This window comes from Rhizobium anhuiense bv. trifolii (genome assembly GCF_024346605.1).
Classification (GTDB): Bacteria; Pseudomonadota; Alphaproteobacteria; order Rhizobiales; family Rhizobiaceae; genus Rhizobium; species Rhizobium anhuiense.
In genome coordinates, this window is record NZ_CP098801.1 from 148,194 (window position 1) to 168,072 (window position 19,879).

The 19,879-nt window shown below is 63.6% G+C and carries 5 protein-coding genes; all 5 read left to right on the forward strand.

Annotation, left to right across the window (positions count from 1 at the left end; translation table 11 throughout):
- Window positions 1-96: 96 nt before the first annotated feature.
- Window positions 97-1,248, forward strand: a complete 1,152-nt coding sequence (locus tag NE851_RS00725; RefSeq protein ID WP_254955627.1) for an RHE_PE00001 family protein — start codon at window positions 97-99, stop codon at window positions 1,246-1,248.
- Between the two features lie 718 nt (window positions 1,249-1,966).
- Complete coding sequence (locus NE851_RS00730; protein ID WP_254955629.1) at window positions 1,967-11,881, forward strand: hypothetical protein; 9,915 nt, start codon at window positions 1,967-1,969, stop codon at window positions 11,879-11,881.
- Window positions 11,874-18,455, forward strand: coding sequence for a hypothetical protein (locus NE851_RS00735; protein ID WP_254955631.1), 6,582 nt, complete (start codon window positions 11,874-11,876; stop codon window positions 18,453-18,455). The genes NE851_RS00730 and NE851_RS00735 overlap by 8 nt, the downstream gene beginning before the upstream one ends.
- A gap of 37 nt (window positions 18,456-18,492) precedes the next feature.
- Window positions 18,493-19,005, forward strand: a complete 513-nt coding sequence (locus NE851_RS00740; RefSeq protein ID WP_254955633.1) for a papain-like cysteine protease family protein — start codon at window positions 18,493-18,495, stop codon at window positions 19,003-19,005.
- A gap of 54 nt (window positions 19,006-19,059) precedes the next feature.
- On the forward strand, window positions 19,060-19,383 hold the full coding sequence (locus tag NE851_RS35410) for a DUF1403 family protein (RefSeq protein ID WP_438270070.1): 324 nt from the start codon (window positions 19,060-19,062) through the stop codon (window positions 19,381-19,383).
- The last annotated feature ends 496 nt before the right edge of the window (window positions 19,384-19,879 follow it).

Consider the following 19,879-nt stretch of genomic DNA (forward strand, 5'->3'; position numbering starts at 1 on the left):
ACTTGATACTTATCGATGGTTATAGCGCCAACCCACGAAACCATGTAGTGACGGACACAAAGTATCCACTGGTGTCTGTTTAGAGAATCATTTACCATGTTTTCAATGTCTTATGATCTCGCCAGATTGCCCGTCTTAAACCTGCTGCGGCCGATTTCGGATGCCGGCTCCGCCTTGACCCGTCTCGACGAGCGAATTGCCCGTTCGCCGGTCGGCGAGGGTTTTGTCGAACGTTCCCACTTCACCGACGCCTGCGCCTCGTTGTGGATCGACGGTGAGTTCGTCCACCTAGAAGACCTCGTCCTGCATGACGTTACGAAGGATATTCGCACGCCGACCCACGAACTGACCATCGCCCGCGATGTTTTGCGCACCCGGCGGCGGATCGCATCGCAGCCATCGGGCTGGGCCCTCAGCTCCGATGGCCTCCGCAGTCTCTGTGGGCACGGCTTCGCTGTCGGCGTGTCGGCTGCGGTGCAAGACACCGATGGCGCCACGGCGAACGGTGCCGAGCCGGGTGTCGATGAAGCCGAAGGAGGGGAGGGGGAGGACGGCGGTGATGGCGCCAGCACACTCGACGCTGAGTTTGCCGCCATCGATGCACTGCTCGCCCGCTCCAATGCTGCGATCGAGCGGGCCAAGGCACCCAGCCGCGTTGGCGGCCGCGAAAAGGATCCGCTGGTCTATGATCTCGACTGGGACGAGGACGAGCGGCTGGAGGAATGGCGCGGTGTGGTGCGCCAGACGAACGATATGCCGGCGGTGCTGCAGGCGATCGTTGCTCTTGATGCCTGGAATGATTTGCAAGTTCTGCAGCATGCGCCCTGGCTTGGCCGGCTGTTTGCCGCTTCCATTCTGCGTCAGGCCGGCATGACCACCGCAGTGCATCTGGCGGCAATCAATGTCGGCCTCAAAACCATTCCCGTCGATCGCCGCCGGCATCGCGATCGCGAAACGCGTTTGCTGGCGCTGCTCGCCGGCATCATCGCCGTCGCCGAGCTTGGCCTGAAGGAACACGATCGGTTGACCCTTGCCCGGCATGCGATGGAACGCCGGCTGGTCGGGAAGCGCGCCTCGTCAAAGCTGCCAGAGCTGATAGAACTGGCGATCTCGCGGCCGCTGGTGTCGGCAGGCATGATCGCGAAAGAACTTGCCGTGACGCCTCGAGCGGCGCTACGGATTGTCGAGGAACTCGGCCTGCGCGAGATGACGGGAAGGGGGAGGTTTCGGGCATGGGGTATTGTTTAGGCTTCCCGACAGGCGCGGGGCGCCAGCCAGATGCCGTGACCTCAGCGCCTCTTGGGGTGGATCGACGGCCAAATCCGTTGACCTGACCGATGCCATGCACCATTGACGGGAAGACACACGGATCACGCGGAACTCCAAATCAGCTGAAGACTAACGGCAGGTGGTTTGATTGGGGAAGGCGTTGATCTCGCGATTGGTGTGATTGCGCACAGCGTTTCGTCCTTTTCGGCCGCCAAAAAAGGCGGGAGGGACCAGTTCCCGACCCTTCCTGACTGCATTAAGCGCCGCTGGAGTCTCGATACAGATTCCGCAGGATCCTCCCGGCTGAAGGTCGCTATCAACAGCCTAAGATCAGTGTCCGGTCATGTTGGGGAGGAGGGAAAAAATCGCGTTCAATGAAAAATAGGATAAGCGCGGCACAGCCCTAGTTTTACTCGGGCTCCGTTAAAAGGAAAAATATCACACTTGCTGATGCAACCATTGACTGTGTTCAGGTTCCGTGGAAGTATGTTTTGGTCGGTTTGAGTAGTATCAAGTCGGCTCAACGGTAATCTATCCAGTCCAATCCAATTTCTAGAATTCTCGGAAAGTTTCCTCGCGTGATTCCTTCCGCCGCAGCGCATTCCTGGCTGTAAGGAAACGGCCGGTCTAATTAGCAATTTCACTATTGAATAGAATACAATCTTCCTGATGTGTTGCACGTGGGGGACGATGCACTATGGGAAAGATCGATCCCGAGATCTTCCGTTTATCGATACCAGGCATGTCGAATGGCGAAGTGTCATGTGAACTGGTTGGTCGTACCGGCAACACTTACCGACAGCTGAAGATCAGCTCAGGCTCTGCCGACAGCGTAGACTTTACACTTGTCGATGCTGTCCATGATGATGATCTGGACGCTGGCCTCGTTCAATTCAATCTCGACCTCAGTGTCGCAGAAACCCGCGAGCGGTTCGAGCATCATGGCCTGATTGGCCTCAAGTTCGCGGCGGGGGTGGAACTCAGTGGCATTCGCATCGCTGTGCGCAGCGCCGATCGGCCGAGCAGTTATACGCCGGAGCACCCGTTCTTTGCACTCTATCTCGATTGGGTAGTCACTGCAGTTGCTGCGGACGGCACGCAATGGTCAAACGTCAGCGCAGTCGGCGGGGCTCAACTCAGACTGCCGCTCACGACAGGCTTTGCCTGCGTTTGTCCGCCGACCCTGCCGAATATCGGCATTGACGATCTAAATTTTCGGCTCGACCTCGACGGCATCGTCGTCACCACCGGCTGGCTGCCGTCCGGTTTTCCGAACCTCGCCATCACGCTTCCGCAGATCGGCGCCTGGTTCGGCTGGCTCGCCGGCATCGATCTTTCCGTTGCCCTACCGGCCTGGAATGTAGCACTTCCCCTCATTCCAACCATGCCACTCGGCGTCGGCTTCGAGACCGCCGGTCTGACCCTTCAAAATACCGCTGCCGGCCACCGATTGACTGCGACTGCTCGGACCCTGCAGCTGCGCTGGAAAGGTCAAACCGTCCTCACATATGCAAGCTTCCAGGCAAGCCTCAGCTTCGACGGCAACCGTTACGTCCTCGTCGTCCAGCTGATCGAAGACCACTATCCCGCCAACGGCGTCAGCACCGATCCGGACACGCTGTCGCTGCCCTTCGGCGCGCTCGGTGTCGACTGCGCCTGCTGGCGGTTTCGCTTCGGCCTGTTTGCGGAGACGGGTGCGGACGGGCTGACCCACCTCTGCCCCGAATTCATCGTCGAGATCGGCGGGCTCTCCCTTACCAGCCGTTGGGCGAAGAAACCGCTCTGGCAGGCCAAGGCGATCAGGCTGCATCTGCGTGGAACCAGTGTCCATACTTGCGAGGCGAACTCAGGCCACCTGTTTGCGAATGTCGCCGGTACGGCTTTCGATCCCTATCGCTTGCCGCTTTCAGGCCATGGCCTGACCGAGGTATGGTCATCCGACGACGTGCTGCCGGCTGAAGATCCGAGGATCGCGTTCGTCGATGGCAGTTTCGACCGCAGCGGGCTGCTCACCATTTTGTGGAAGCAGGACAATGATCGTCTGCTTCAAGCAATCCTGAAATCCATTCCCTGGATCGACAAGCAGGCGGCCGAACCGGCGCCTGGCGCAATGACGCTCGTCGCGCTGCAGTTCGCCCGCTTCGACGCGGACCGGCAGCTGCGCCTCGAATGGCGTCCGGAAGGCCCGGCGCCGGTCACGGGAACTGAACCCGCGCCGCCTCCTGCCGGCAGCGAGGTCTGCGCCGTGGTGAACGGGGAGGAGATCGTCCTTTTGATCCCGCCTGCCGCGTCCGGCGGAGCACCGGCGGCACCGATCGCCGATCCTGACTTCTCTTTGACGCTGCCTGGCGTCTCGGTCGCGCTCGCCAAACCCCAGCTGCGCTCGCTTCTGTTTTATGAGCGCGCCGGCAAATGGACCGCTTCCCTGCTTCACGGCTATGATGAAACCGCCCGAACCGTTGCAAGCGCGAGCTTCAACGCCATGCGTTTCCTGACGAAAGGATCGTCCGAGACCGAGCAGGATTCGCTGCCCGCCATGCCGCGTACCGGCGGAAAGCCCTTCGCTGCGGCCCATCTTGCCAGCGACGGGAGCCGGTGGCAGGCGCTCGCCATGCTCAGCTGGACGGATGGCGAGATGCCCCGCGTCCTCCAGGCATTCGAAGGCGACAGCGCCGCTTTTGCGCCCCTTTATCCCGACAATGCCGGTGCTGGCGTCGGTGACTGCTCCGGATGCCCGGTCGAGCCCGCCAAGCCGCAGCCGGTTCCGCTGCCTTTGTCGCCCGCGCGCTTTTCCAGCCCCGGCCTTGACGCGGAGCGGGGTTGGCGGTTCGACATGGCGGTACAGGCGGCCAATGACCTGTTCAGCGACAAGGGCGGCACGATCGGACCGGTCAAGATCGCCATCGATCGGATCTGCCGACCGGCAGACGTCAACGCCTTCGATCTTCACGCGACGTTGAAGTTTGACGTGCTCGGCAACAAGGTCGAGGGCACGACCGTCCTGCGGCTCGACCTCGCCGACATGTCCGTACGGCTGCGCGACAAGGCCGAATTTCCGATCAAGCGCAAGATAGCGGCCCCGCCGCCCGATCATCTTGCGGCATTCAAGCTCGAAAAGGAGCTGCGCGCCGACATCAGTGAGCCTTTCGAGCTTTTGGGCACCAAGATCTACCTCGTTCGAACAATTCCGATAAAGGGCAACGAGACGCTGCCCGTTCCCACGGAGCTTCCGTTTCTGCAGCTGACACTCGACGGCGGCCGGTTTCTCGTCGAACTCAACAAGGGCACGCTGCCTGGCGAAACCTATCGCGCCTTCGTCGTCAGCGAGGAGATCGGAATTCTTGCCTTCGAGGTCGGCAAGTTCGGTATCGGGTCGGGCGGCCTTGATCTTTCCGCCAGGCTTCTGGCGACTCAGATCAAGGTCGGCGCGCTCAACGAGCCGTTCCTGCTCAACGATGCCTCGCTCGAGATCGAGGGCAATCGCATGCGCCACCTCTCGATCGGGGCCACGGGCAAATTGCCCGAGCTGTTGTCGTCGGCGCCGATCCGGCTCGCCATCGGCCTCAAGCAGGAAGGCTCGAAAATCGTCCTTGACGAGCTTGTCTGCGAACTCGCCGACAAGGACAAGCCGATCGTCACGGGCGGCGTTCGCTTTCGCTTCGAGATCTCGCAGCTCGAGCTGCGCTACCGGAAAACAGCCAAGCAGGAAAAGCTGTTCTTTTTTGAGGTCTCGGGCAAGGCGCAGTTTCAACCCGAATGGGGCGAGTTCGATGGAAAGATGCTGGAAAACCTCGAGGCCGCGACCATCGAATTCAACCGCGCGCCGCTGAGCGACGAACTCATCGAGCATGTCGAACTGTCGGTCGAGTTGCGCGAGCCCGTCGTGTTCGACGCTTTCAACGTCTTCCGCATGGAAATCCGCTCGCTGGGTTTCCATCCGAAATACGATTTCTCAGGCATCCGCGACGAAAAACGGATGCGTCCGGCGCTGATCATCGGCGGGCAGTGCCTGTTTGCAGATACCGGCGACGTGATCTCGGCGGAGATCGACTTCCATAAACTCTATATCGGCATGCCCGCTGACGGGGCGGTGATACCGCAGATCGAGTTCAAGGACCTGCGCGTCGAGGTCCAGGCCGCCGACGGCTTTCGCCTCGGCGGTTCGGTCGTCTCAATCGACGAGACGACCCGCAAGGGCTTCAAGGGCGATGGCGTCATCACGATCCCGGGCCTGCCCGAACTCGGAGCGGCGGTCGGCTTCATGGAACTGCGACGCGCCGACGACGTCTGGGTCCGCGCTTGGTTCATTGCGATCGAGGCGTCGAAGATCAGCTACCAGATCCCGCCTTTGCCGATCTATCTGCGCCAGATCGGCGGAGGGCTGGGCGTGCGCATGTTCCCCGTCATCATGCAGGGTATCGACGAGGACCAGCCGCTCACCAAGACGATCGAGCGGATGAACGCCAACATCGACGCGCATATAACGCTTGCGCGCCAGGAGAGCTGGTTCGACAAAGTCGAGGAACCGGGAGAGCCCGCGCAATGGGTCGTGGCGCTGGAGGCCGCGCTGACGCTCGGCACCACGCAGGGTCAGGGCGCCGCCTATGATGCGAAAAGCGAGGCCGGACTGAGAACAATCGTCGTGCAGCTGCTCGGCGCCATGCGGTCCGATCTGACGATGGTCACCGCCATGAGGGCCTGGCTTCCGATCAGCGTCGACGACTACTTCAACGATGTCGAGAACATGCATCAGCGCCCCCTGGTCAAGGGCTTCATTCTCTATTCGCCGCGCCAACAGCGCCTGCTGGCCTATGCGACCAAAGGCAAGAACGTCTATTATGGCAAGAAGGGCGACAAGCTGGCCGCGCTTTTCAAGCTCATTCTCGACCCGATGCCGTTCGAATTCGTCGCGCTGATCGAGCCCAACCGGGTGCGTGGCGAGATCGGCTGGGTCGACCGGCTGGTTTTCTCGCTGGACCTCGGCCTTTTGACGGTCGAGTGCCGCGGCGGCATCCTCTTTGCCATCGAAAAGCGCATGATCGTCCACGGCCTCTATTTCTCGGCCCGCGGCAAGCTCGGCCTGCGCGGCGGTGCCGGCGGTGGAAGCCTCGGCCTGCGCCTTGTCGCCGAGGCCGACGTCAAGTTCGCCACGCGCCTCCTCGTCGGCCAGCATATGTTGCTGCCTTTACCGGCTGGCATCTACGGCCAGGTCGGCATCAGCATCAATGTCGTGCTCAAGATCCAGGCATGGCTCCATATCGACGCCAAGTTCTTTTCGATCGACATCGAGCTCGAATTTCCATTGACGATCCAGCTGCTGTTGACCCTCGAATTGGGTTTGACGGGCTCGACCGATCTCGGCTTCAAGGGCCACGCACAGGTCGGTATTTCGATTTTCGGACGAACGCTGAGCGCGCGCATCGCCGTCGGGCTGAACGAGGGCGCCGTCGGCAACGCCCGCGGGCTCATGGCGCCGTTCCTGTCCTCGATCCTGGAACCCGGCAAAGTTCCGCCGATCCCTGGCGAGATTTCGGCCCCCATCCTGGCATCCGCGCCTGCCGCTCTTTCGGCCGCGATCGGGACCAATGCGCCCGGCGTCGCGTCAAATGGTGAGCCTTTCGCCTTCTCGGTGATCGAGGCAGGCTCTGCCGGCGGCGTGCCGCGCTGGGTGATCTGGATCATGCCGACGCCGCAGGACGGCGTATTCTATCCGGTACCGGCACCGGGCCTGGCCGACTATGCGACGATCACCGGCCTTGCGGGGCAGGGTGCGACACTCAGGGTCTTCGATCGACAGGGACGTCTTGTTGCTGTCCAGAACGAGACGGCGACAATCGTCGTTGACGCCGACAGGAGGTTCGTCGCGAACGATGCTCCTGACGGGGTGACGCTCAGCCTTCGCACCCTTTTGGCGGGAAGCTACACCGCGGAGAACGCCCCTCCGGGATTCCCCTTCAATATCGGAGCAGGTCTTCCGCGTCTTCGCAGCGTCGAACTGCCTGAAGTCGGCGCGCCCCTCGTCGACGATCGCGTCGCCCTTGGGCCTCGCCACGCCGACCCGGACTTCAATGTCGCTCACCCCTATGACAAGGCGCTGAACGACGACCGACCGACCGACGACTTGAGCCCGCGGGCGCAGGCGCTTGGCAACCAGGCGTTCCTGATGCAGTGGCTGCAGGATGGCGTCAGACGGCTCGCCGGCGATCTTGCGAGCAGCGGGACGTCACGCGCGCCCGTCGACGAGGCATCCCTTGCCCATTTCGGCATGGTGGTGGTCGCCGAAGGGGGGCTGCCGGACTGGGCGACGAAACGCGACCCTTCGATCGCGCGGCCCGAAATCAGCTTCGCCTATACGGAGGGCTTTGCATTCGAGCATACGATCCACCGTTGTCCGCTCCATCCGCTTGTCGAGCCCGACCGCATCCGTTTCAACAATGGCGTCAAGCCTGCCTTTGATCCGGTCGCCCATTTCGACGACGATCTGCTTGCGCTTGCCTGGGACATCGTCTGGGAGAAGCCTTTCACTGAATGGGACGTCGCGCCCGGCATAGGCATCGCCGTGCGCGACTATCTTCAGCATTACCATGTCGAGATTTTCGACCTCGGCAGTATCGTCGAGAAACCTCTTTTCACATGCGACGTGCTGCCGGTATCGCGCCTGACCGCCAACCGTTCCCTGCCGCCGCCCTATAGCCTGACCGTGCCGACGGCGGACCTGTTTCCGCCTCAACTCAGCGATGCCGGCGCAATCCGTCAGCTTCTCGTGCTCATCACGCCCGTCAGTCAGGCGGGAGACAAAGGCGAGGCCTTGAGGGTGACCGCGCAGTTGCGCCCGAGCCTCACGCCGCTTCCTCCCGAAGACGCTGAAATCATGCTCTGCTTCGAGGACGGTCATCTCGTCGGCCAGATGAAGTGGTCGCAGCCGCCGGTACCGAGCAAGCCCGGAATCGCCAATCCGCGGGATTGGGAGATCATTGTTCGAAAGTTGCCGGAGATCCCGATCGGTCACTACCCCAAGGCAACGGCCGCGGTGGGTGAGGGCGAGGGCCGGATGCTGACGGACCGCACCTGCCGGCCGGGCGATCTCATCATGCGGGTGAGCCGTGAAACGGCTCAGAGGAGCTTGGATGAGGGGGGTAAGCACGGGCCGGATGGCCGGGAGCTGTTTGCGCTGTCTTTGCCGGCAGAAGGCGCAAGATGGTTCGATCATGGCGGCAAACCGGTCGACGACAATCACGACCTGGCGTCGGTGCGCAACGCGTTTCAAAATCGAAAATCCGAAATTGGCTGGCAACTGTTCATCCGTACTCGTGCCGCCAGGCCACGCGACGACGATCCGGATGCGACCTATTCCTCGGTGAGTGCCGTGCGGCTCTATGCTCGCCTCGGCAAGAGTTCGCCGCGATCACAACGGGCTGCCGGCACCCAGGACACGCAGAAGAGCGGCGAAGATCGGATCGTCCTCGGGCATCTCGAATGGCCCTTGGTGCCGCCCGAGCTATCCCCGGTCGCGGCCGGTCTCCGGCGGCCGACGGCGGTCATGGGCTCCCTGCACGTGCCGCTGCCGGTGCCCGGTAGCGAGGAGCCAGTCGTCGACTACGTCAACGCCGGCGACGCCCGCCGGGCGGTGACGGTAAGCTGGTCGGGTTTTTCGGATGCGACGGCGCCGCTCGCTCGGCTGGCGGGGTTTCGCATCCTCGAGGCGCCCGATGAGACCTTGCTCAACGCCGACGTCGCGCGCACCTCGCCGGACTTCCAACCCGTCTGGACCGAAATCACCCGGTTCGATGCGACCGATCCTGAACTCGGCGGACAGTCGCCGGCAAGCCTGATCGATACCAAGAACTGGCAGGCCTGGCCGCCGGCGCTCGCCCGCACGCTCAGGAGCGGGCCTGCCAAGGACGATCCCCCATCTGAGATCCTCAAGCCACCGCTACCACCGGCACTGGTCTGGCCCCCCGAACTCGAGCGCTCGGCCTTTCCGGTCCGTCCGCCTCCATCGCCCCCTCAGCTCCCGCTCGCCAACGGGGCGCAAATCGCCGGGCGGCGTCTGCACGCCGCGCTCGACTGGTTCCTCGGGGAACTGGACGTGGCGGCCTCAGAAAAGGGCTGGGCGCTGACTGCGGCCACAGGAAAGCCGTTGAGCGGCGGCGCTTCGATTGCCGACTGGATGGACGGCAACACCGAGGTCGACGATCCCCAGGGCTGGGCCGCGCTCTGGCAGCTCGGCCTTGGCGTCGAGCTTTCCGCACGTCATGCCACGACCGGCAAGGCTGTCGACCAGGCGAGCCTCCTCGATCTGGTCAAGACGATCTTCCTGTCGCTGCGCAACGGGCCGTCTCATCCGGCCTGGACGCTTATCCGCAACCATCTCGCGCTCGATCTGCCGATCAGGGCGGCCGATGCGTTGCTCGCCAAATCCGGAAAGCGCAGCCTGACGGAGATCGCGCTTGACCGACTGCAGGTCAGTCTTCGCCCGATCGCAGCAGGTGAGCCGAGCCAGACCGTGCCTGCACCTCTGGAGGCCCGTATCAAGGCCGTCGACTGGCCGTGGCACAAATGGGGTGACACGACAAGCGAGGCTCTGCCGGAGGCGGAGAAGGTCAAGGCGAACGATCGCTATGCCAATTGGGCGCGCCGTTTTGTTGCAGCCTCACCCCTTGGCGAGCGAGGCGACGGTCCGATATTCGACGCCGACAACACGACGACCATCGCGCCGCTCGCCGTCATGGTCGAGACACTTTGCGCCGACGCGGGCGGCGAGTACCGTTTCACCCGCGAGATCACTCAGCAGTGGGCAATGAGCCGGCTGGTGCGCGTCGCCGTCGAACAGCGCTACGATCGGCTGCTGACCGCAATGACCGGCGATACGACTGGGGCGAGCGACGACTGGACATTCGAAAGCGTCGGCGGCTATGTCGGCGATCGCGTCCGGCGTCTCGAGCCGCCGCAGCTCATTGCAGAACGACTGGTCCAGCAGCAGGGCGATGGTCCGTTCTTCCACGAGGTCGTCTTCGCCCGTCACGCGGAAGCTGCTCTGAGTGCCTCCAACCTGCCCTCTTTTCGGCAGCTGCAATATGTCGGTACAGAGCGGCGCTATCAGCGCAGCTTCTATGACGCATCCTGGGCGACGAAACTCGAGCTCAGCCCCAGGCCGCGCCTTTCCACGCCGCCTGTCGACGAGATCGACGAAGCCTGGAGCCCGGCCTTTGCGAAGGACGCGGAGTTTCTCGGGACCGTGCCCACGGCTCGCTTTGGTGCGCTCGCCTTCCTGACACCGGCCGAAGCGTTTCTCTACGACACGCAGCTCGACGTGCGTGCGCGTGCGATCGCCTGCAAGTCGGCGATCGTCCGTGTACCCATGAGCCGCAAAGAGTCGTCTGCTACGAAAGCTGAGACCGACCCCGGACTGATGGCCCTTCGCGCGCATGGCGGCACCTGGTCTGCCCCTCTGCAGGCGATCTACCGGCTCTGGAAGGAGGCGCTTGCGCCCGACGATCCCGGTTTGCCGTTCCTGACCCCAAGAGATCACCGCATCTCGATCCGCTTTCCACGCTACTTCGAAAGCCTCAAAGGCGACGAGCGACGTCGGGAGACTGTCGCCGGCACGGTCGCCATGCTGCCTGACGGCGGGGCGATGCTTCAATTCTCCCTCAAGCGGATCGGCATGGAGGAGACCTTTGCCGCGGTCCGGACCAACCGCGGCGCTCAGGGCGGACCCGAGCCGTTTGTGCTTATCCAGACCGGCCCGGACGTTGAGGTCTACGAACTGGGCCATAGTCATCCGGGCGACTGGTGGGACGGCCTGCAGGTCACGTTCAGGGCTGGCCTAGATGCGGAAGAAGTCCGCGCGCCGGCCGCTGAGGGGCGCCCGATAGCACCGCGCGAACCGTGCCCGGCCGATGCCTGGAAACCGGGCTGTCTGCCGGGCGAGGGGCCGCTTGCACGCGCAGCGCCGATCGCACTGCGGCTTGCGACGCCGGGCGATGCGACGGCACGCCTGGCAAATCCCTTCCCGATCGCGCTCGCCATGGTGCGCCCCCTGACCGAGGTCGGAGGCGCGCTCGATCCCGGGGTTATCGCCGGCAAGGAGGATCTGGCCTTCGGGATCCGTCTGCTGCTCGATCCCGAACGGCTGGCAGCGGCCGTGGCTTACGGCCTGGCCTCGCAGGACGCGGCGCCGCCCGACCTTGCCGAAGCGATCGAAACCGCCTCGGCAGCAGTGCTTCGCCGCCATAGCCCGGACATCGACGCAGCGCTATGGGACGCGATGAAGAACAGTCTCGCCATCTGGAGCCTTAGTGACGCTGCGGATGCGATCTGGACGCCTTGTGGGCCTGACGCTCCTCCTCCCGCAACGGGCGACGCGCTCATCGTCGCGGCAAGGACCGGCGCGGCGGACTGGCGGCCTGTGCTGACCGCCTTTCTCGCGCTTACCGGTGACGACGGCGATCCGGAGCGGATCCGCAATGTTGGCGAACTGGAGGCGCTGACCGTGATCGCCGAGCGTCTGGCGGGTGCCGCTCTCGAACCGCTCGACGAGCCCGAAATAACCGCCTGGGTGCAGCGCGAGAACAGGATGCGTGAACTTTGGGGGGAAAAGCATGGCTGAACTACCCTGGCTGACGGCGCTGTATCCGCAAAGATATACAAGCAGCTGGTCCTTGCCGACAGGAGCGATCCGCCTCTTCGGCGACGGCTGGGCCTTCTGCGTCGTGCCCGCCCCCCTGCCAACCAGTCCCTATGGCGGGGCCGATATCGTCTTCAGGGTTGTCCGGTTTGCGACCCCAAACCGCACGAGCACGAACCATCAATGGCACCGACGCAACGTCCTTGCGCTCAATTACGATCAGGAGCGTTTCAGGCCTCATACAGAGGGCCAGCCAGATGACCACTTCTATACCTATAACCCTGTCGACAACGGCACGCCCGCTGGCGCCATGAGCACGCCGCTTGTTGCCCGTTTCCTTTCCAATGGTCCGGGCCGGCCGCTCTACGAGCTGCTGCAGGGTCGTATCGAGGTCCCGCAGGAGAATTCGCAGGCAGCCCGGATCGGGCGCCAGAGACTGTTGACGGCTCTGCGGCGTGAGTGCGGCATCAGGGCGACCGAGGGCACGCCGCAGCGCTCGATTTTCCTCTATCCCGACGGCATCTGCCTGTTCGGCCGCATCGCGGTTCCCGGCCAGCCGACCAGGCTCGACGGTTGGTTCAAGATCGGCACGCGGGCCATGGCGGTTCCGGCCGCCGCCGTCAGCGAGGTCGGACGAGGGCTCAGCCTCTGCCTCGACGAGACGCTGCCCGGCAATGCCGGGTTGAACGGCCATATCGCCCGTTGGCAAGGCGCCTTCGGGACGTTGCGATCGGCGTTTTCGAATACCGCCTTTAAAGGTACGAAATGGCTATCTGCCGAAGACGTCGGCACCGCCGGTCCCGAGGCTCTCTTCTGGCCGGGCGTCAATCAGGCAGGTCAACCCGATTATTTTCGACGCGGGGCAGATTGGCCGCTGCACATCGACGGGGGTATCGCTCGTCTGCGGCTCTGCCCTGACGGGCTGAGCGTCCAACCCGATCGTCTCGAGGTCGACGGGGATGCCAGGGAGCTTCGCTTCAGATCGGTTGCGGTCCCAAACAGCCATGCGCAGGATTGCCCGTCGCTCCGCTACGGCTATCTGCGCAGCCAGCCGGACGATGAAGGGATTGTCGTAGCAGGCAATCGCGCCGACCGGTCCAAGCCTTGCGCGAACAATCCGCAGGCGGTGAAGCTGACCGTCCCGCTCATCGAAACCGCGCAGAAACTGCGCCGCGAGTCAGGCATGCCCGAGGGCGGCGAGGAGGGGCTTGACGTTCTGCGACCGCTCTGGACCTTCACCCAGCTCGATAACGGCCTCCTCCACTGGCCCTTTTCAGACGCGACGGCCGAGGCGCTGAGCGCATTGCTTGAACATGCACCTGAAGCCCCAACGACCGGGGCCGGGGTTACCAGACCCGACGATCCGGCGGGGGCCATTCTGCTGGGAAACCGACCGGACCGGGAGGGCTTTCGCGACGACCAGCGGCCTTGGTCGGTCGCCGTCACCGAATGCCGCGATCTTGCAGTTTACATCAAGCTGGTGAACGACGGCGGTGGCTTCGTGCTCGACAAGGCCGACATTCTGATCGGCGAGCACGAGATGGTGATCGAAGGCGCCCTGCAGGTCATACCCTTCCGCCAGACACGCGAACGTCTTCTCCCCGATCACGACGAGCGCGCCATGCGCTCGACGTCGCTACGCGCGGTGTCGCCCGGATTGCTGCAAGGCCTCGAGCAGGCCACGCAGCAGCGCCTGCGCGACCAGGTCGGCGCCGTCATCGAGATCGAGGATCTGCGCCTTTCTCCGGTGACGGGGATTTCTTCGGGCCGTGTCCTGTTCAACGTCACTCTGCCCTGTCGCACGCCCGCGGCCCTTTTGCCGAGTGAAGACGAGGTTGCGGCGATCCGGCCCTGGATCTGGCCATGGCACGACAAGATCCCGACCGTCCAGGCGCATGCGCTTGCAGAGGCGGGTACCGCGTTGTCGCAGCCCTCGGGTCTGCGCCAGCTGGCGCCCTTCCGCCGCCTTCGCGGCAACCGCAACCTGACCTACGTCTTTGAAAATGCGCTGGATCCGACCCGGCTTGCGCCGCTCCTGCGGCTTGATGAACAGGTCGGCGACGGGGAAGGGGTCTATGCAGCCCCCGAGATCGACCCCCACTATGCCGGTGAGATCGGCATGGCAGCGCTCACCATGCCAAGCGTGACGTTTTTTCCCGGCCATCGCGACGCCGGTGAGGCGGTGATACCCGATCGTCTACCCGAACCGGGCACCGTCCAGCCGCCCCACTGGCTGTGGCCGATCGGCAACCAGACGCTCCCGTTCCTCGTTGAGATGCGCCAGGATATCGCGCTACGCGACGAATTCTACGCGCAGGCGGCCGTGGCGCCGGAAAAGGCCGACCCTGCAGCCGGCACGCCCGCCGCCATTCCACCGCAAGACCGTTTCGAGCCGCTCGATACCAACGGCCCGCAGGCCTGGGGCGGGACAGCCGGCGAACTTCATAGCTGGAAACGCCTCTGGGCTTTCCGCAACCGACAGGCCGCACTCGCAGCCGCCCAACCGCGCGCACTCATCACCCGCAGCGGGCCGCGGCGACTGCTGGCAAACCTCCTGCCGCAAAACGCCAAGCGCGTCGATCTGAAACTCAGGCTGGAGCGCGTGGGGGACAATATCGGGGCGGTCGAGATCAGGGATGCCGCTGGCACGGTGATCGCCGACATGCCAGGCCTTCCCGCCGCAGGGGACCTCGAGGGCGTGACGGGTGTCATCGACGGCGTAACACTCCAACATGGAACCGCCAGACGGGCGCTGGAGGGCGGCAATCGGAGCTTCACCGACCAGCGCGGGCTCACGACCTCCGGCGTCCGGCGCGACGGCATGACCCTCAGCCGTCTGTTCGGCCGTGCGACGCTCGTCTCCTGCGTCTCCCCGCTGAGGGCATCGACCCCGGCCGGCATCCTGCCGATCGATTTCTGGTTTGCCGATGTGCCGACGCCAATGGAGGACGACGTTGCGACGCTGGCGCGCAACGATTTCGAGCACAATCACCTGCAGGGCTATCGCTGGGCCGTATCGCAGAGCGGCAGACCGGACAATTCCATCGGACTTGGCGGATGCCTTGACTTCGTGCCGCTGTCACTCATCGAGGCGAGCGGCGGTGCAGCGGTTGCCGGACTGAAGATCAAGGGTTTTCTGGAGATCAGGAGCGGGTCAGGCGGCGTCCCGCAGCGCGCCGATGACGCCGCCGCCTCGCTGGCGCTCGCAACCAACACCATGCCTGTTCTCGACGTCGGACCCGACCTCGTCCTTCGGTTGACCGATCCGGGCGTCACCGGCGCGGCCCCGGTCGTGCTCAAGATCCTTCCTCCGGATAGGGCGGTACTCCATGTCGAACTGCTTGGCCGCAACTTCGAGTTCGCGCTCAGGCAGTCCACGCCGCTTCCAACAACGCCAGCCCACCTTGCGGGCGTGCTGCCCCTGGACTTTGCGCTGGACGCGGGGCAATCAGACGCACCCCTGGCGCTTGCCGCAATCAAGGTACGCCTCTCGGACCCGGCAGGCCCACAGGTCATCTTGACCTACGCGTTCAATTTCGAGGTCGGCGAGGCGGTGCTGACGGGCGAATTTGACGTCGACGCGATCACGGGAACCGTGGAGGCAAAGCAGGCGACCTTCACCCTGCCGGGCCTCACCATCTCGCCCTCGCCTGTCCTGCGCCTTACAGCGGACAGTCTGCTCCTGACCTGGCACGATGTCACCCCTGAGGCCTTGTCGGTAAGCGGCGGTCTTTTTGATGGCGCAGAGGTGATCGCCTATGGCGGTCATCTGGTCGCAGCGCTCGACGGGAACCTTGGCGTGCCCGCGCTCGGGTTCAACCTCGAATTCGAGATCCAATTTCAAACCCCTGTGAACGGCAGGCCGAGGCGGCTCGTCCTGACCGGAACCTCGGCAGGCCTGTGCCTGTCGGGAAGTGCCACGGTCGTTGAGGGGCATGGCATTGAACTGACATGGCGCGGAGAAATCCTGAAAAGGCTTGCCGATCCTTCCGTGACGGTGGCAACGCACGCCGTTCACCGCCTGGACGAGGGCGAAGCGGGCAGAGTGATTGTCCTTCCGCAATATGTCGTCCTCGCGCAGAGCGCGGCGGGGCTCAGCGTTCATTGCGACACTGTCGCTGTCTCCAGCACAGCTCCCTCGACGAACTGGTTGATCCAGGTGCGCGCCGGCAATCTGACGGGCGCCGAACTGGCACCGCTCACCGCCGGTCAACGGACACGGGCGCTCGCGCGCCTGAGCGAGGCCCTTGCGGCAGGCAGCGGATGGGTGAGCGACTTTTTACCGACCAACGGGTCGCCGATCCTGCGCGATCTCGGTCTGCCCGCACTCGCGCAGGACTGGACACCAGGCGAAGCCTATGGGCTTTCGCCTGCACTCGCCGGCGCACTCGAGCGGGCACCGCACTATTCCGATGTCCTGGCAATTTTTGCAAAAGCACAGGCGGGGGCGCTCATGTCGGCGCCGCGCAGCCCGCCGCAGGCTGCCGACCAGTCCGGCTATCGGCTGCTGGCGCCAGACAGCAACCGCAGAAAATTCGTCAATGTCGGTCGCTTCGCATCCGATATCGTGCCGGCTTCGACCGGAGATTTCGCCCTGCGCCAATGGGCGCTTGCAATCCTTGCCGACCGTGCGCCGTGGGCAAACAGTGCGCTGCTGGAGATCCTTCGGGCCGATGCATTGCCGCGCAGCCTGGTGGTCGATCGCGACATGGGCGCAACGGAGAACGAAGGTGGGAGCCACAAGCTCGGCGTTCGCTCGCGCCCGCAGCCCTCGGTCTTCACCGCGCGCGCCGACGCGCCGGTTGTGGCCGATCCTCGACGAATTGCCGTGCCGAGCGGTGCGGCCAATCTGGTCGGCGGTTTCCGCCCGGTCCACGCCGCAGCACTGACCTTCACCCATCGCAAGGACGGCGTGAACGAGGATCTGCTCTCGGTCCGTTCCATGGAGCGAGCGTGGCGCCTCGATCGTGCGGGGGATGTCGGGGCGAGCGCCTATGGCGAGAATGCCGAGTATTGGCTGCAGGACCGCACCGATACGAGTTTTCGCAACGCCGCCAGCGCATCGGCCGGCCGGCTGGCCGCTCAGAGTTCCGTTGACGTCCCCGAAATGGCGGGATCGGGCGCGCTCTACCCTGTCGCAGCCGATGCCGCCGAACGGGTTGCAGCACCGCCCCTGCTGACGCAATTCGTCATTCCGGAATATAGCGTCACGCGCGAGATCGCGCCACGGCCCGGGATCGCGCAGGTCGCGCGTCTCGGATTGAGCGGGCGAAACGTCGCCTCGGCCCGAAGCCCCGAAGACAAGAGCGCGGGGGCTCAAGCACCCGAAGTGCCGGTCCACGCGTTCACGCCGCGCCCTCCACTGATCGGCGTCAACGATCGCTTGCGCAGCGACGAGTTCATGACCGATGTGGCCGCCGCAATCGGGCTGCAACCCAACTTCCTGCTCTTTGGCCCCTGCGCGGAACCGCCCCCGCGCATCGCCGGTCGTCCCGGCCTCGATCGAAAGCCGCTCGCGCGCGACGCCGTCCTCGTAACGCTGACCAACCCTGAACGCGGCGCGATCGATCGTAGCTGGGACGGTCACCTCGAGTTCGCACTGCCCGCCAATGCTGCCCGGAAAATCGAGGCGATCTGGGTGAGTGTCGACATCAATGGTCGCCACTTCCACGGCAATCTCCTTCCCGGCCATGATATGAAGCCCATCAGCTGTTTTTCGATCACGGACGTCGACGCCCCAGGAGAAACGCTCGGCGGGCTGTTGGGAGGCCTCGTCCTGTCGACCCGCGCGCGCTTCGAAATCGGCTTCCTGGTCAAACCGAATGCCGGCAGCGAAGACAAGCGACAGATCGGGCGGCTCGCGGTGCTCGATCTGCCGGTCTCGGCACGCTCGGCTTCGCGCATCGAGCAACCGCGCCATTTTCGCTTCGAGGACCCAGAATATAACGATCTGATCGAAAGACGTTTTGCGGTGAAACGCCAAGACGGCATGACGGTCGTCGTCGACCGCGACAAGGTTCGACCCGACGGAACCGTGGTCATCGTTGCCGGGCAGGACGTTCCGGCCGACTGGACGCCTGGCCTGGCACTGAAGAGCTTCGACGAAGAAGGAATTCCATTGCCGACGCCAATCCCGCTCGCACCGCCTTCACCGTTTGGCGACAAATGTTGGCTTATCGACTGCCGCAGGCTCGCCGCCGCGGGTCCGACGACGGCACGACCGAAGCCGAAGCCGCGCGGGGCGCTGCTGGTCATGCTCGCTGGAGCAGCCCCGATAGCGATAGAGATCACCGAGGAAGAGCCTTTCGCGAAGAACCCGGCGTCCCTGGCAGTGCTTCAGGGGCTTGACGCAGCCGACCGGGTTCCACTGTTTTCATCGATGAGCCGGCCTGATCTGGTCGAGCTGATCGATCCCCATGATCTCTTGGATGGGATGGCTCGCTACCGGTCAAGCTATGTCTGGCGGCTGTTTGCGCCGAGCAACCAAGCATCCTACCGCTTGCAGAAGATCGGTGCGAGCGGGTCGATGTATCTGTCGCAGTCCTTGGTCGTGTGATCCGGCCAGAGGAAACCAGGATTGGAAGAGGAAGTCCATGAGCGTGAACTATGAAGTTGCTGGGACGATCAACCCCGTCGATCAGAATGATGGCGCGCTATGTTGGCTTGCCACAACAGCGACGCTCCTGTCCTGGTCGCTCCTGAGACCAATGAGCCTACGAGAGACCGCCAACCACCTCGGATCTCCGTTCAAGGACTATCTTACTAGCGGTGATCCCCTATTAGCCCGAGACATCCCGCTATTTTTGCAGCGGTCCAGACTGATCAGTGTTGCCGGGCAATCGCGGCCTGCCAGAGCCTGGGAAGCACTTTTGAAGGCACACGGCCCTCTCGGTGTTGGAGTGGATGCCGACGCTCCAGACAATTATATGGCCCATCTTGTCACGATCTACGGCATTTCAGGGGACGAGACTCCCAAGCGAACCAACGTGAAGCTGATCGACCCGAACGGCGGAAGAAAAATTACGATAACCTTCGAGAAGCTGGCCGAATTGTATGGTGCAAATGACGCGGTGAACACGCCCTTCAACGTGTTTCACAATCCCTAGCCTACACGACGCCCCTGTCAAAAGGCCGGGAGGTGTAACTCCTTCGCGTGCCGCGTGCGTTGGCCTTGCTGGCTGACGGGGACGAGGCAACGTGCGCTCCGCCGCCAAGATGATCGATTGGCGTCGCGGCTGCTGGCAGTAGCGCCAAAAGTCCTTGCAAAGGGCGCCGCACCGGTCATCCGAAAGCTGCTGAATGAGGACGCCCGTCTCGGCTTCGGTGCCGAGCAGCACCTTGTTGCGCTGAGCACCAAGGGGGTTGGTGGGATCTCTCGTGCTTCTGCAGCCGCTTCGGTGGTTTCAGCTTCCTTAGCTGGGGTCAGAACAAGGTGCGCCGGTAGAAACCGGCAAGGAGTAGATGGTGAAAGTCCATTGCAATGAAGGAGTAGCGATCCACATTGACCCCGAGTCATGCGCGGGCAGCCGTGAGGTGCGTGAAGCGTTGACAGGGGAGCATGTAGGCCAGCCATTGAACCGCGAAATTGACGCTTCTCGGGTGCCGACGTTCGTCTTGTGTGCGGAAGGCAATATGAATCGGTGCGACAGCGCGAGTGTCGATTCAACCCGGCGTGGTCTGAGACCCTGGCATGCATGGACGCTCCTTGCGCGGGAACCGGGAGACCTCGGGATTGGCCAGAGTGGGATGCCACTGCTGGTCCGCATCGGGAAGGCGAGGAGCTGAATCCGGTGAAGAACGATCTTGAGGAGTCAGATCCTGCCATAGTAGCAACGAAGCTTGCGAACAACGCCGGAGTATCGGTGGCGGAGCAAGGGGAGCCAAGGGCAGGAACCAAGGGGAATGCGGACCAGCAAAGCACGCGCCGGGCGCAGGACCGGGAAAGTGTGTCCCATGCGCTGGACCGCATACGGAATGCTG